The following is a 14,538-nucleotide window of genomic DNA, read 5'->3' as shown; positions in this document are numbered from 1 at the left end:
TCTCCGATTCCCTTACTAAAAATATATGCTTAAGCTTTTTGTGAGCTACCAAATTCACGCATTTTGCCAATGACAGTTGCCTTGATTGCTTCACGTGCTGGTCCTAAGAATTTACGTGGATCGTAAACTTCTTTATCGTTGTCCAAAATTTCACGAATTACTTTTGTAGCAGCAATTTGGTTCTCAGTATTTACATTGATCTTCGCTGTTCCTAAAGAAATAGAACGTTGAATATCTTTTGTAGGAATACCCGTACCACCATGTAGCACTAATGGAAGTCCAGCTAAATTTGAGATTTCTTCCATTTCTTTAAAACCAAGATTTGGTTCGCCATGGTAAGGTCCGTGTACTGAACCAAGTGCTGGTGCTAAGCAATCAATTGAAGTTGCTTCAACCATCTTGCGGCATTCTTCAGGATCAGCGTACATGATACCACCGATTACGCCATCCTCATTGCCACCAACTGTTCCTAGTTCTGCTTCGACAGAAACACCATGTGCATGTGCATAATCTACTACTTTTGAAGTAATTTCAATATTTTCTTCAAATGGATGATGAGAAGCATCAATCATAACAGATGTAAAACCGGCATCTACCGCTTCTTTACATTTTTCAAAACTTGAACCATGATCTAAGTGAATTGCTACTGGAACTGTCGTTTTGTAGCTTTCCATAAGTCCTTTTACCATATTAACAACAGCAACAAAGCCACCCATGTATTTACCAGCGCCTTCAGATACGCCTAAAATTACAGGTGATTTTTCTTCCTCTGCTGCTTGTAGAATCGCTTGAGTCCATTCAAGGTTATTGATGTTGAATTGACCAACAGCATAACCGTTTTCTTTTGCAGTAATTAACATTTCTTTCATTGAAACCAAAGCCATCAGTAAATCCTCCTTTAGGATATAGCATGGTATAAAATTGAATAATAACACTATCATAATAACAAAAAGAATAAGCATTGACCACCGTCTATACTTATTCTTTCAATAATTTGTTAATCGTGTCCTTCACTTCAAAAATATCAAAAGGCTTCATAAAAAAATGCTGTGCTCCAAGTTCTTTTGCTTTGCTAATTAAACTAGCATCTCCATTACCTGTCATCATTACAACTGGTAATTGTTTATGTAAATTTTTAATATAGTTTAAAATTTCCAATCCATTCATGCCAGGAATTTTCATATCAAGTAAAACAGCGTCGACTGCTCCATTTTCTAGAATTTGAATTGCCTCTAATCCGTTAGAAGCTAGTAACGGCTCATGCCCTTCTCTTTTAAAAACTTCGTTAAGTAAAAGGCGTATTCCTTGTTGGTCATCTACGATTAATAATTTTTTCACAAAACCTCTACTCCTTATTTTATCATCCTTATATTGTATTCGTGCCCATCCCTATTTTTTCCTCTTAAGATATCTACTTTTTTTAGATTTTGCAATTGAAATCTACCCTCTTTATAATTAATGTCATGAGGTGAATAAAATGTTAAAAATGTTATCGACCCAAGTCGGCGGTTTATTATCTAAAATTGCTTCTGATAAAGAAGATGCAATCGAAGAAACCGCGCGCTTACTTGCACAAGCAGGTGCTTTTGAAGGTACTGTTTACTTTGCATGCTTTGACGAATTACAAGCTATTGAGATAAATGCTTTAAACGCAACTGAACCTTTTAGAAAATTACGTCCATGGACAAGTAGTGTCGAAATAAGTGATTTAGATCGCGTATGTATTTTCACACACAGTGCAAATCATCCTGATGCATTAGCGCTAGCTCACAGATTATATGATTCTTTTATCCCTTTTGCTGTTGTTGCAAATGAAAAAGAAGAAGATGCTGGCGAAATGGGTGACTTAGCATACACATATATTTCAATGGGCATTAAAAAAGGCTTGTTACCAAACGAATTAGGTGAACGAATTGTTATGCCACACACTTTGACAGCATTATTTATCTATGAAGCAATTAAAATAGCATATGATGAAATGCTAGGTGGTTTATAAAACTAAATTATTATGTACAAAACGCTCCTATTGATCACGATTAGTTTTTGCTTTCTAATTTGTCGTGATCAATTAAAGAGCGTTTTTTCTTTTAGAAAACTTTCATCCTAATAATAATGCCAGACTCTATTCAAGAATCTGGCAAGTATAAAAAATTATTATTTAACTGCTGCGCCGATGAAATCACGGAATAATGGTTGTGGACGGTTTGGACGAGATTTAAATTCTGGGTGGAATTGAGATGCCACGAAGAACTTATTGTTTGGTAATTCGATGATTTCAACTAAGCGTTCATCTGGTGAAGTACCTGAGAATACTAATCCTTCTGCTTCCATTGCTTCGCGATATTCGTTGTTAAATTCATAACGGTGACGATGACGTTCATATACTAATTCATCATTGTAAATTTGTGCTGCACGAGAACCATCTTTTAGTTTACATGGATATAAGCCAAGACGAAGTGTACCGCCTAGGTCTTCTACATCGATTTGTTCTGGAAGTAAATCGATAATTGGGTATTTTGTTTTTGGATTTAGTTCAGTAGAATGAGCACCTTTTAAGCCTAGTACATTACGTGCAAATTCAACTGTTGCAAGTTGCATACCTAAACAAATGCCTAAGAATGGTACGTCATTTTCACGAGCATATTGGATTGCCAAGATTTTACCTTCTACACCACGATCTCCAAATCCACCTGGTACAAGGATACCATCCGCATCGTTTAGTAATTCTTTGACATTTTCAGCTGTAACGTGTTCAGCGTTGATCGCATTAACTTCGATGTCAGTATCAAAAGCATAGCCTGCATGTTTAAGAGCTTCGACAACAGAAATGTAAGCATCTTGTAATTCAACATATTTACCAACAAGGGCGATTTTTGTTGATTTTTTAAGGTTTTTCACTTTATCTACAAGTTCTTTCCAATCTGTCATATCTGCTTCTGGTGCTTGGATGCCAAAGTGTTCAAGCACGATGTCATCTAAATCTTGAGATTGTAGATTTAGTGGGATTTCATATAAATGATCCGCATCTACACATTCGATTACTTCGTGAGGTTTTACGTCACAGAATAGTGCTAGTTTTTCTTTCATTTCTTGAGGAACCGGACGATCTGTACGTACAACAAGGATGTTTGGTTGAATACCAAGTGAACGTAGTTCTTTTACAGAGTGTTGAGTTGGTTTTGTTTTTAACTCACCAGCTGCTGCAATGTAAGGGATTAGTGTACAGTGAAGATATAAGACATTGTCATTTCCAAGATCACGTTTCATTTGGCGAATTGCTTCAAGGAATGGTAATGATTCGATATCACCGACAGTACCACCTACTTCAGTAATAACAATATCTGCATTTGTTTCGCGACCTGCGCGTTGAATACGGTCTTTAATTTCGTTAGTGATGTGTGGAATAACTTGAACTGTACCACCGTTATAATCACCACGACGTTCTTTTTTCAATACAGTTGAGTAAACTTTACCTGATGTTACAGTTGAATGTTTACCTAAATTGATATCGATAAAACGTTCATAGTGACCAAGGTCTAAGTCTGTTTCTGCACCATCATCTGTTACGAATACTTCACCGTGTTGATATGGGCTCATTGTTCCTGGGTCAATGTTGATATATGGGTCAAACTTTTGGATTGTTACTTCTAAACCACGATTTTTTAATAATCGTCCTAATGATGCTGCTGTAATACCTTTGCCTAGTGATGAGACTACGCCGCCAGTTACAAAAATATATTTAGTCACTGCAAATTCCTCCTTATAGGTAGTGTTCCTAAAACACTTGTAAAAAATACAAAAAACGCTCCTCCCGCAAGTAACTTGCAGGGGGAGCGTATTATTTATACGGTCAATCTCCTTTTTTAAGGAGCCCAAGTAAAAGGGTATATGATATAACCTAAATTGTCAAGAAGTTATTATTTTTCTTTATCTGCTAAATCATCATCGTCTTCAATTTCAAAGTCTTCGTCTTCAATCTCGATTTCTTCATCTTCGATTTCGATTTCTTCATCTAAATCATCGTCTTCAATTTCATCGATATCAGTAGTATCAAAGTCTTCTGTATCATCATCATCATCGTCATCATCGTCATCAACGAATTCATCGAAATCTTCATCAAATTCGATTTCTTCATCTTCATGAACATCATCGACAATTGCAGCTTTCGCTTTTTTCTTACGAACTTTGACTGTTGGAGCAGTTTCTTCTTCGACTTGTTCGATGGCATACCATTCACGGATACCCCAGCGATTTTCCCCTAATACAAGAAAGCGGCCATCAATATTGATATCTGTGTAGAATTGGATAGCTGCAGCTTTCATTTGTTCTGAAGTGCGAGCACCTAATTCAATAATAGCTTCCATAATTTCAGCAAACGCCATTGGTTGATGTTTTTCTTCTAAAATAGCATATGCTAGGTTAATTAATGATTCTTCTGTTAGTTGTTCTTGAGTTAAATCACGAAGGTTCAATTCGTGCACGTCCTTTCTCTACATAAACATAATATCCATTATAAACAATTATACTTAATTTTTGCTACAATCAATTCTTCTTTTTTTCAATTCTCAATCGAGAATAGCCATAGATAAACAAGTAAAGCGCAAGAAGAAGGAATGAGATAGCGCCTAATTGCTTATCGTATATATAATAGGTTAGTACTAAGCACAATATAATAATCATGAAATGCATCACGATTTTCACTGTACCGTCACTCCTTCAAATAGTCTAATCAGTAATTTTAATAAATGCGAAAAAGAAGGCCTAATCGATTGACTAGACACTCCATAGTTATAATACATATGTCATAAATTACTCTGTTGAATAAGCATACTCCTCTATTTCCTATTCGTAAAGTAGAAGTATTGGAAAACTAATTTGAAGTGACGTTTAGTACGTTTCGCTTTTTTAGCCTTCTATCTCCGCCGGCTTGCCCCTCGTGTCATTTCGGTCCCTCGGTCGAAAGTTGAGAAGATACTTTCGATTCGGGCCCTCCAATGCATGTCGGGACTATCAGGCGCGATCCGCTTTTAATCCTATCTAGCTACTCGCGCCAGCCCTTCGAGTCGCTTCGATCCCTCGGTCGAAAGTTGGAAAGACACTTTCGATTCGGGCTCTCCAGCGCTTGTCAGGGCTTTCGGGCGCGATCCGCTTTTATTTCTATCCAGCTCCGCCGGCTTGCCCCTCGTGTCATTTCAGTCCCTCGGTCGAAAGTTGAGAAGATACTTTCGATTCGGGCCCTCCAATGCATGTCGGGACTATCAGGCGCGATCCGCTTTTAATCCTATCTAGCTACTCGCGCCAGCCCTTCGAGTCGCTTCGATCCCTCGGTCGAAAGTTGGAAAGACACTTTCGATTCGGGCTCTCCAGCGCTTGTCAGGGCTTTCGGGCGCGATCCGCTTTTATTTCTATCCAGCTCCGCCGGCTTGCCCCTCGTGTCATTTCAGTCCCTCGGTCGAAAGTTGAGAAGATACTTTCGATTCGGGCCCTCCAATGCATGTCGGGACTATCAGGCGCGATCCGCTTTTAATCCTATCTAGCTACTCGCGCCAGCCCTTCGAGTCGCTTCGATCCCTCGGTCGAAAGTTGGAAAGACACTTTCGATTCGGGCTCTCCAGCGCTTGTCAGGGCTTTCGGGCGCGATCCGCTTTTATTTCTATCCAGCTCCGCCGGCTTGCCCCTCGTGTCATTTCAGTCCCTCGGTCGAAAGCTGAAATGACGCTTTCGATTCGGGCCTTCCAATGCATTTCGGGGCAGTTCGAGCCGGCTCCGCTTTTATTTTAATATCACATATTTCTTCTGTATTGTCCACCTACTTCGTAGAGTGCGTTGGTTATTTGGCCTAGGCTTGCTACTTTTACGGTTTCCATTAGTTCTTTGAAGATGTTATCGCCTTTTTTGGCTGTTTCTTTTAGTTTTTCAAGTGCTATAGCTGTTTCTTCTTTATGTTGTTGTTGGAATTTACGTAAATTTTCAATTTGGGTGTTTTTTTGTTCTTTCGTTGCGCGCGCTATTTCCATACTATTAATGGTCTCTTGTGATGGCGGATTCGGATTTAAATACGTATTCACACCAACAATTGGTAGTTCCCCTGAATGTTTTAAAGATTCATAGTACATGGATTCTTCTTGAATTTTACCACGTTGATATTGTGTTTCCATGGCACCGAGAACGCCGCCTCTATCATTCATACGGTCAAATTCTGTAAGTACTGCTTCTTCTACGAGATCTGTTAGTTCTTCAATAATAAACGAACCTTGTAAGGGATTTTCATTTTTAGTCAATCCGTGTTCTTTTGTAATAATCATTTGAATAGCCATTGCTCTTCGAACAGATTCTTCGGTTGGCGTTGTAATAGCTTCATCATATGCGTTAGTATGCAGTGAATTACAATTATCATGTAAAGCCATCAAAGCTTGTAGTGTCGTGCGAATATCATTAAAGTCAATTTCTTGTGCATGCAGACTTCTTCCGGAAGTTTGGACATGATACTTTAACTTTTGGCTTCTCTCATTTGCATCATATAAATCGCGCATTGTCACAGCCCAAATTCGACGTGCAACACGACCAATAACGCTATATTCTGGATCAAGACCATTTGAAAAGAAGAACGAAAGATTTGGTGCGAAATCATCTATATTCATACCTCTACTCAAATAATACTCCACATATGTGAAACCATTTGCCAAGGTAAAAGCAAGTTGTGAAATTGGATTAGCTCCTGCCTCTGCAATATGATATCCAGAAATAGATACTGAATAGTAATTTCGCACTTTTTCATCAATAAAGAATTGTTGAATATCACCCATCATTCGAAGAGCAAATTCAGTTGAGAAAATACACGTATTTTGTCCTTGATCTTCTTTAAGAATATCAGCTTGTACAGTGCCTCGAACAATATTTAATGTTGTTGCTCTTGTTTCGATAAACTCTTCTACAGTTAAATTCCGTCCAAGTTCTTTTTCACGTCTTTTTACTTGTTGATCAATAGCTGTATTCATGAACATCGCCAAAATAATAGGAGCTGGTCCATTAATCGTCATAGAAACAGATGTAGATGGTGCACAAAGATCAAATCCTTCATAAAGTTTCTTCATATCATCTAAAGTACACACATTAACACCAGATTCACCAATTTTCCCATAAATATCAGGACGCTCATCAGGATCTTCACCATATAGTGTTACAGAATCGAATGCAGTTGATAAACGTTTTGCAACATCATCTTTTGATAAATAATGAAAACGACGATTTGTCTGTTCTGGTGTACCCTCCCCAGCAAATTGACGTTTCGGATCTTCTCCTTGTCTTTTAAACGGGAATACACCTGCGGTATATGGGAATGCTCCTGGTACATTTTCTGCATAAACCCAGCGAAGAATTTCACCATAGTCTACGAATTTTGGTAAAACAACTTTTGGGATTTTAAGGCCTGATAAACTAGTCGTTTTTAATAGTGTGCGAATTTCTTTATCACGAACTTTCGTAACAAGTTCATCACCTTGATAACTTTCTTTTAACGTATTCCAATTTTTCAATATTTGTTTTGATTCTAAAGAGAGTTGGTTTTCCACATCTTCGATTAGCAGTTGTAAGGACTGAACAAGGGCGTCTTCTGGTGCTTTCTCTTGAACTTGTTTTAATGTACCTTCTAGTTGGAAGAGCTTTCTAGCTATTTCTACTTGTTGTTCCGATTTTTTGTGATAACCTCTAACCGTGTCACTTATTTCTCTTAAATAGTACCTACGATCATTTGGGATTATTACATTTTGCTTTTGTGTTTTGACAAATTGTTCATAGGACGTTCTCCAAGTATAACCAAATTTCTTATTAATAGTATGAATTAATGCCGCAAATAAAGAATTTGTGCCTTTATCGTTAAATTGGCTAGCAATTGTGCCGTAAACCGGCATTTCATCTAAATTTTGCTCCCATAATTCATGACTTCGTTGATATTGTTTTTGTACTTGTCGAAGTGCATCTTCAGATCCTTTTCTCTCGAATTTATTGATGACAATTATATCTGCGAAGTCAATCATGTCTATTTTCTCTAGTTGTGTTGGCGCTCCAAACTCACTAGTCATCACATACATAGATAGGTCTGATATATTTGTTATTGCTGCATCTCCTTGTCCTATCCCGCTTGTTTCTACAACAATAAGGTCAAATCCAGCTACTTTTATAATATCTAGGACATCACCAATTGCTGCTGATAATTCGGTATGTGAGTTACGTGTCGCTAAACTTCTCATATATACACGATTGTTGAAAATTGCATTCATCCGAATTCTATCCCCTAATAAAGCGCCACCTGTCTTTTGTTTTGTTGGATCAATCGATACGATGGCAATCTTCTTATCTGGAAACTCATGTAAGAAACGACGGATGAGTTCATCTGTCAACGAACTCTTCCCTGCTCCACCTGTTCCTGTAATCCCTAGTACAGGTGTATTTTTGGATTGTTCTCTTGCATTTCGTAACAACTCTTCAACATCAGGATGTTGCCCCTCTTCAACCGCCGTAATAAGTTGTGCAAGAATTTCAGGACTTTCCGTTGAAACCCTATAAAGTTTTTCTAATAGATCACTCTGTACTGTCGAAAAGTCACTTTTTTCAATCATCTTATTGATCATGCCTTGTAGTCCTAGAGCTAGACCATCTTCCGGCGAAAATAGATTTTTTATACCATAATCATGAAGTTCTTTAATCTCCCTTGGTAATATAACGCCACCGCCACCGCCAAATATCCCGATATGAGGTGCCCCTTTTTCTTTTAAAAGATCATACATATATTTAAAATACTCCATATGCCCCCCTTGATAAGAAGATACAGCGATTCCTTGAGCATCCTCTTGTATAGCGGCATTTACTACTTCTTCCACAGAGCGATTATGCCCAAGATGTATTACTTCAACCCCACTCGATTGAAGAATACGTCTCATGATATTAACAGACGCATCATGGCCGTCAAAAAGGCTGGATGCTGTCACAAATCGAACATGATGTTGCGGCTTATATACTTCCAACTTCGTTGTCATTATAATGTCCCCCTTTGTACATGAACAATTTCTATAGATAGAAAATGCAAGGCGAGAAATCACAATCACTTCTGTTTGTGTTTTTCTGCCTTGCACTTCTGAAACGTATATAGTGAAGTGTATACCAACAAAAATATACGACTATCTTAAAATTCCGTTTAGTAAAATCTTCGTTTGCATTTGAATGTAGTCTTCTATTTTCAAGTTCTTCCGCCAAGCCCATCGGCGAAAAGCCCATGCTTGCCCTTGTAAGACTATTTGGTGTGCGAGAAGTTTAATCTCTGTTAATGGCATATGAAGTTCTCCCTTTTTCTCACAACCAATTAACAAATTTTTAAAATGGCCAACCATCTCAATTTCTTTCGATAAGACATACTCCAACGCATCTTTTGGCAAAGACTTTGATTCTTGATACATAACAAGCATTTCATCTTGCATGTCATCTACAAGATGATAATATTGATCAATCGCATAGATTAGTCCTTCCAGAGTTGCTTCTTGCTTCTCTATAGGCTCTAATCTTTTTCGGACTTCTAGATAGATATTATCGCAAACTAGATACAATATATCTTCTTTTGTACGAATATATTCATAGAGTGTGCCAATACTGAAACCCGCTTCTTTCGCAATTTCCCTCGTTGTGGTTCGATGAAACCCTTTTTCTTTAAAAAGACGAACTGCTGCAAGTATCATTTCTGTTCTTCTTTTTTCTATTAAACTTTCATCTTTTATGGAGGTTTGGATTAGTCTTTTTCTTTCTTTGACCATAATTATTTTAAAAGCATACGAGAGATTACGAGACGTTGTATTTCTTGTGTGCCCTCGTAAATTTGAGTGATTTTTGCATCACGCATAAAGCGTTCCACTGGGTATTCTTTTGTATAACCATAGCCTCCATATACTTGAACAGCTTCAGTCGTTACTTTCATCGCTGTATCACCAGCCATTAGTTTAGCCATTGCAGATTGTTTGCCATATGGCAGATTATTCGATTCTAGCCAAGCAGCTTGATAAGTTAGTAATCTTGAAGCTTCTGTAGCCGTCGCCATATCTGCTAATTTAAATGATATCCCTTGGTTTGCAGAAATTGGTTTACCAAATTGAACTCGTTCTTTCGAATAAGCTACAGCTGCATCTAGTGCTCCTTGAGCAATACCAACCGCTTGCGCTGCAATTCCATTTCGACCACCATCTAAAGTTTTCATGGCAATTTTGAAACCTTCTCCCTCTGCACCAAGTAAATTTTCTTTTGGTACACGACAGTTATCGAAAATGATTTCTGTTGTAGGTGATGAACGTATCCCCATTTTCTTTTCTTTTTTCCCTACTGAAAAGCCTTCAAAATCGGCTTCCACGATAAATGCCGATGTGCTGTTTTTAATTTCTGGATCTGTTACTGCAAATACTACATAAATATCTGCGATTCCACCATTAGTGATGAAAATTTTAGAGCCATTCAACACGTAATGATCGCCGTCTAATTTTGCTGTTGTTTTCATACCACCAGCGTCTGAACCTGAACCTGGCTCTGTTAAACCATAAGCACCAATTTTTTTACCTTCAGCCATCGGGCGTAAATATTTTTGTTTTTGTTCTTCTGTTCCAAATTTATAAACAGGCCAGCCTGCAAGAGATGTATGCGCTGATAGTGTTACTGCTGTAGAGCCACAAACGCGTGCTAATTCTTCAATTGCAATAACATAAGCTAAATAATCAGAACCAATCCCACCATATTCTTCAGGCCAAGGAATTCCTGTTAAGCCTAGTTCAGCCATTTGGTCAAAAATAGCACGATCGAATGTTTCGTTTTCATCACGTTCTGCTGCAGTTGGAGCAACTTCATTTATTGCAAAATCTCTAACCATTTTTCGAATCATTTCGTGTTCTTCTGATAGTGTAAAGTTCATTATTTATATCCCCTTTGTTTTAAATTTTTATATAAATAATATTTGTTAGTTACTATGAGTATAGTAAGTTACAAATCTTTATAAACTTCTTGAAATAACTATTCTTTGAATCTCACTCGTGCCTTCGTAAATTTCTGTTACTTTTGCATCTCGGAAATACCGTTCTACTGGATAATCTTCGGTATATCCATAGCCTCCGAATATTTGAATGGCTTCTGTAGTGACTTCAACTGCTGTTTTTGATGCAAAAAGTTTTGCCATAGAAGCTTCTTTTCGGCAAGATTCCCCCATAGCCTGTAAATTAGCTGCTCTATAAACTAGTAATCTCGCAGCTTCAATAGAGGTTGCCATATCCGCTAATTTAAATGAAATCCCTTGATTTGCAAGAATTGGCTTACCAAATTGGTTTCGTTCTGATGCATATTGAGTTGCTGCTTCTAAAGCAGCTTCTGCGATTCCTAAACTTTGTGCAGCTATCCCTATACGTCCTATATCTAAATTCGCCATTGCAATTTGGAATCCTTTTCCTTCTTCTCCAAGTAGGTTTTCTACTGGGACTTTCATCTGTTCAAATGTAAGTTGTACAGTTCTTGAACCATGTAATCCCATTTTTCTTTCATCTTTTCCTATGATAAGACCTGGTGTACCCTTTTCAACGATAAATGCTGATATTCCCCTTGGCCCTTTAGAAGGATTTGTTGTTGCAAAAACGATGTAGACATCTGCCTCACCACCATTTGTGATAAAAACTTTGGAACCGTTTAGTTCATAATAATCGCCTGATTTAACTGCCTTAGTTTTTAAGGAGCCAGCATCTGATCCTGATGAAGGTTCTGTTAAGCAAAAGGCTCCTAAATATTCTCCAGAAGCTAATTTGGGAACGAAGCGTTGTTTTTGTTGTTCATTTCCAAAATAGAGTATTGGATTGGTTCCGACCGATGTATGCACAGACAAAATCACCCCGATGACTGCACTTACTTTTGCTATTTCATTGATAGCGATAATATAGGATGTAAAATCCATTTCAGAACCGCCATATTTTGCTGGTGTTGTAATCCCCATAAGCCCTAGCTGTCCCATCTCCGCTAGGATATCACGTGGGAACCCCCCATCTTCCATATATTTCACTTGTGGTGCAATAACATTCTTTGCAAAATCCCGAACCATATCGCGCATCATCATTTGTTCTTCTGTGAACTGTAGATCCATGATGTTCTCCCCTTTATCATGCATGTAGGACAGTATAAGCAAAAGGCTATTTCTTTCTGAAATGGAGCTTTATTTTAAACGAGTGACAACACTATTTATCTATAAATCCCATCTTTCAGTAGAAATGATTTTACTAATTCTCTAATTCATAATCATAAAAGCCTCTACCTGTTTTCCTTCCTAGCCATCCTGCCTTTACGTATTTCCGTAATAATGGGCAAGGACGATATTTGCTATCTCCGAATCCTTCATATAGTGTTTCCATAATGTAAAGGCAAGTATCAAGTCCTATAAAATCTGCTAAAGTTAACGGACCCATCGGATGATTCATACCAAGTTTCATCACATCATCTATTGCTTCTTTTGATGCAACGCCTTCATACAATGTGTAGATGGCTTCATTGATCATTGGCATAAGAACGCGATTAGCAACAAAACCTGGAAAGTCATTTACTTCTACAGGGACCTTTTCAAATTTCTTCGTTAACTGCTCAATCTCTGTATATACTTCATCTGATGTAGCTAACCCTCGAATGATTTCTACAAGTTTCATCACTGGAACTGGATTCATAAAGTGCATGCCGATGACTTGTTCAGGACGTTTTGTTACGGCTGCAATTTCCGTAATGGGTAATGATGACGTATTGGATGCAAGAATCGTATGCGGAGGAGTAATTTCATCTAGTTGTTTAAAAATAGATTGCTTGACTTTCATATTTTCAACGGCTGCTTCTATAACAAGATCGACACCACTTGCATCTTCAAGAGATAAAGATTTGTCAATTCTTTTTAAAACCGCTTCTTTTTCAGTTTCTGTCATACGACCTTTTACAACATTCCGAGAAAGGTTTTGTGTGATTGTGCGAATCCCTTTTTCGAAAGATTCTTCACTAATATCATTTAGTTTTACCGCTAATCCCGCTTGAGCACAGACTTGAGCAATACCTGAACCCATTTGACCTGCACCAATTACCATAACTTGTTGAATAGTCATTTTTTTACCCCTCCTTGTATTGGAACTTCAATCATGATTGCATCGCCTTGACCGCCACCTGAACAAATTGCGGCAATTCCAATGCCACCACCTCGACGTTTTAACTCATAAGCTAACGTTAAAATAATTCTTGCCCCCGAAGCGCCAATCGGATGGCCTAATGCTACAGCTCCACCATTAACATTTACTTTTTCTAAGTCCAGTCCTGCGATTTGACTACTTGCAAGAGCAACGACCGCAAATGCTTCATTGATTTCAAACAAATCAATATCTTCTACCGTTTTACCTGTCTTTTCTAAAATTTTGTTGATGACGAGTCCTGGTGTTTGTGGGAAATCATTTGGCTCTACCCCTACTTCTGCATGACCGATAATATACGCGAGCGGTGATAGTTGATGTTCTTCTGCATATTGTTCGCTTGTAACAACAATTGCACATGCTCCATCATTAACACCTGGGGCATTTCCAGCAGTAATTGTCCCATCCTGACTGAATGCTGATTTCAATTTTGATAGTGCTTCAATTGATGTATCTTTTCGTGGAGCCTCATCTGTATTTACTATCACATCATCGCCTTTTCTTTGAGGGATTGTTACAGATGCAATTTCTTCACTAAATTTTCCTTCTTCAATTGCAGCAATTGCCTTTTGATGACTGCGAATCGCCCATTCATCCTGTGTTTTTCTTGAAACTAAGAATTTATCTGCAGTTTCATCACCATATGTGCCCATATGAACATGTTTGGCATGAAATGCACACGAAAGACCATCATAAACCATACCGTCGACTAGTGTTGCGTCTCCCATTCGCAAGCCAAATCGCCCTTTTGGTAATAGATAAGGGGCATTAGACATCGATTCCATCCCACCAGCTACAATGACTTGTTCCTCCCCAAGTCTAATAAGTTGATCTGCAAGAGTGACACTTCGTAACCCAGATGCACATACTTTGTTAATCGTTTCTGTTTTAACAGAGTAAGGAATACCCGCTTTTGTAGCCGCTTGTCTTGAAGGTATTTGCCCTTGTCCTGCCTGTAAAACTGTTCCCATGATGACTTCATCTACTTGCTCCGTTCCTATGTTAGAACGCTTTAATGCTTCTTTTATCGCCACACTACCTAGATCACTGGCAGATAAACTGCTAAGTTTTCCGCCTAGTTTTCCAAAGGCTGTTCGTGCTCCATCAATAATTACCGCCTTTTGCAAGTTGGACACCCCTTTAAATTGTCATTGGATACGCTTACATAGATTATTTATAGAAAGCGAGTGCTCAAATACTCATGGTGACTGAACGCTCGCTCAACAAAACTTTTGAAAAAAAGAGAGGGCACTTGCTCTCTCTTTTTCACTTGTAAATATTGTATAAAAGTATCAATTATTATGCAATACCCTAT

At 38.1% G+C, this 14,538-nt stretch carries 11 protein-coding genes; 1 reads left to right on the top strand and 10 read right to left on the bottom strand.

The window, feature by feature from the left end:
* Positions 1 to 29: 29 nt before the first annotated feature.
* Both CW357_RS04930 and CW357_RS04925 read right to left on the bottom strand, forming a co-directional pair.
* Positions 30 to 884: a class II fructose-bisphosphate aldolase gene (locus tag CW357_RS04930; protein WP_119414082.1), complete on the bottom strand. Its 855-nt coding sequence runs from the start codon at positions 882 to 884 to the stop codon at positions 30 to 32.
* Positions 885 to 978: 94 nt separating this feature from the next.
* The gene (locus tag CW357_RS04925) at positions 979 to 1,338 is read right to left on the bottom strand and encodes a response regulator (protein ID WP_119414081.1); all 360 of its coding nucleotides are present in this window, start codon (positions 1,336 to 1,338) and stop codon (positions 979 to 981) included.
* A gap of 139 nt (positions 1,339 to 1,477) precedes the next feature.
* Between CW357_RS04925 and CW357_RS04920 the strand changes: the two genes are divergently transcribed.
* The gene (locus tag CW357_RS04920) at positions 1,478 to 1,996 is read left to right on the top strand and encodes a DUF2529 family protein (RefSeq protein ID WP_119414080.1); all 519 of its coding nucleotides are present in this window, start codon (positions 1,478 to 1,480) and stop codon (positions 1,994 to 1,996) included.
* Positions 1,997 to 2,154: 158 nt separating this feature from the next.
* On the opposite strand, the gene CW357_RS04915 is transcribed toward CW357_RS04920, so the two are convergent.
* The 8 genes from CW357_RS04915 to CW357_RS04880 all read right to left on the bottom strand — a co-directional run bounded on the left by CW357_RS04915 (position 2,155) and on the right by CW357_RS04880 (position 14,350).
* A complete protein-coding gene (locus tag CW357_RS04915; protein ID WP_119414079.1) occupies positions 2,155 to 3,747 on the bottom strand; it encodes a CTP synthase in 1,593 nt (530 codons plus the stop codon).
* 170 nt (positions 3,748 to 3,917) lie between these two features.
* Entirely contained in the window at positions 3,918 to 4,481 is a 564-nt protein-coding gene (rpoE, locus tag CW357_RS04910) for a DNA-directed RNA polymerase subunit delta (protein ID WP_119414078.1), read from the bottom strand.
* Between the two features lie 1,302 nt (positions 4,482 to 5,783).
* Positions 5,784 to 9,035, bottom strand: coding sequence for a fused isobutyryl-CoA mutase/GTPase IcmF (gene icmF, locus CW357_RS04905; protein WP_119414077.1), 3,252 nt, complete (start codon positions 9,033 to 9,035; stop codon positions 5,784 to 5,786).
* Between the two features lie 141 nt (positions 9,036 to 9,176).
* Positions 9,177 to 9,803, bottom strand: a complete 627-nt coding sequence (locus tag CW357_RS04900) for a TetR/AcrR family transcriptional regulator (protein ID WP_119414076.1) — start codon at positions 9,801 to 9,803, stop codon at positions 9,177 to 9,179.
* Between the two features lie 2 nt (positions 9,804 to 9,805).
* Positions 9,806 to 10,942, bottom strand: a complete 1,137-nt coding sequence (locus tag CW357_RS04895; protein ID WP_119414075.1) for an acyl-CoA dehydrogenase — start codon at positions 10,940 to 10,942, stop codon at positions 9,806 to 9,808.
* 78 nt (positions 10,943 to 11,020) lie between these two features.
* Positions 11,021 to 12,151, bottom strand: a complete 1,131-nt coding sequence (locus CW357_RS04890; protein WP_119414074.1) for an acyl-CoA dehydrogenase — start codon at positions 12,149 to 12,151, stop codon at positions 11,021 to 11,023.
* 133 nt (positions 12,152 to 12,284) lie between these two features.
* A complete protein-coding gene (locus CW357_RS04885) occupies positions 12,285 to 13,145 on the bottom strand; it encodes a 3-hydroxybutyryl-CoA dehydrogenase (protein ID WP_119414073.1) in 861 nt (286 codons plus the stop codon).
* Positions 13,142 to 14,350 carry an acetyl-CoA C-acetyltransferase gene (locus CW357_RS04880; RefSeq protein WP_119414072.1) on the bottom strand — a complete coding sequence of 403 codons (1,209 nt, stop codon included), beginning with the start codon at positions 14,348 to 14,350 and terminating at the stop codon, positions 13,142 to 13,144. Before CW357_RS04880 ends, CW357_RS04885 begins: the two co-directional genes overlap by 4 nt.
* Positions 14,351 to 14,538 lie beyond the last annotated feature (188 nt).

The organism is Rummeliibacillus sp. TYF005, from assembly GCF_003844195.1.
GTDB lineage: Bacteria > Bacillota > Bacilli > Bacillales_A > Planococcaceae > Rummeliibacillus.
This window is presented reverse-complemented; position numbering and strand designations above follow the sequence as displayed.

Bases quoted from the DNA above. Each gene is read 5' to 3' on its own strand.
- CW357_RS04900 (WP_119414076.1), bottom strand. From the start codon at position 9,803: ATGGTCAAAGAAAGAAAAAGACTAATCCAAACCTCCATAAAAGATGAA.
- CW357_RS04895 (WP_119414075.1), bottom strand. From the start codon at position 10,942: ATGAACTTTACACTATCAGAAGAACACGAAATGATTCGAAAAATGGTT.
- CW357_RS04920 (WP_119414080.1), top strand. From the start codon at position 1,478: ATGTTAAAAATGTTATCGACCCAAGTCGGCGGTTTATTATCTAAAATT.
- icmF (WP_119414077.1), bottom strand. From the start codon at position 9,035: ATGACAACGAAGTTGGAAGTATATAAGCCGCAACATCATGTTCGATTT.
- CW357_RS04885 (WP_119414073.1), bottom strand. From the start codon at position 13,145: ATGACTATTCAACAAGTTATGGTAATTGGTGCAGGTCAAATGGGTTCA.
- CW357_RS04890 (WP_119414074.1), bottom strand. From the start codon at position 12,151: ATGGATCTACAGTTCACAGAAGAACAAATGATGATGCGCGATATGGTT.
- CW357_RS04930 (WP_119414082.1), bottom strand. From the start codon at position 884: ATGGCTTTGGTTTCAATGAAAGAAATGTTAATTACTGCAAAAGAAAAC.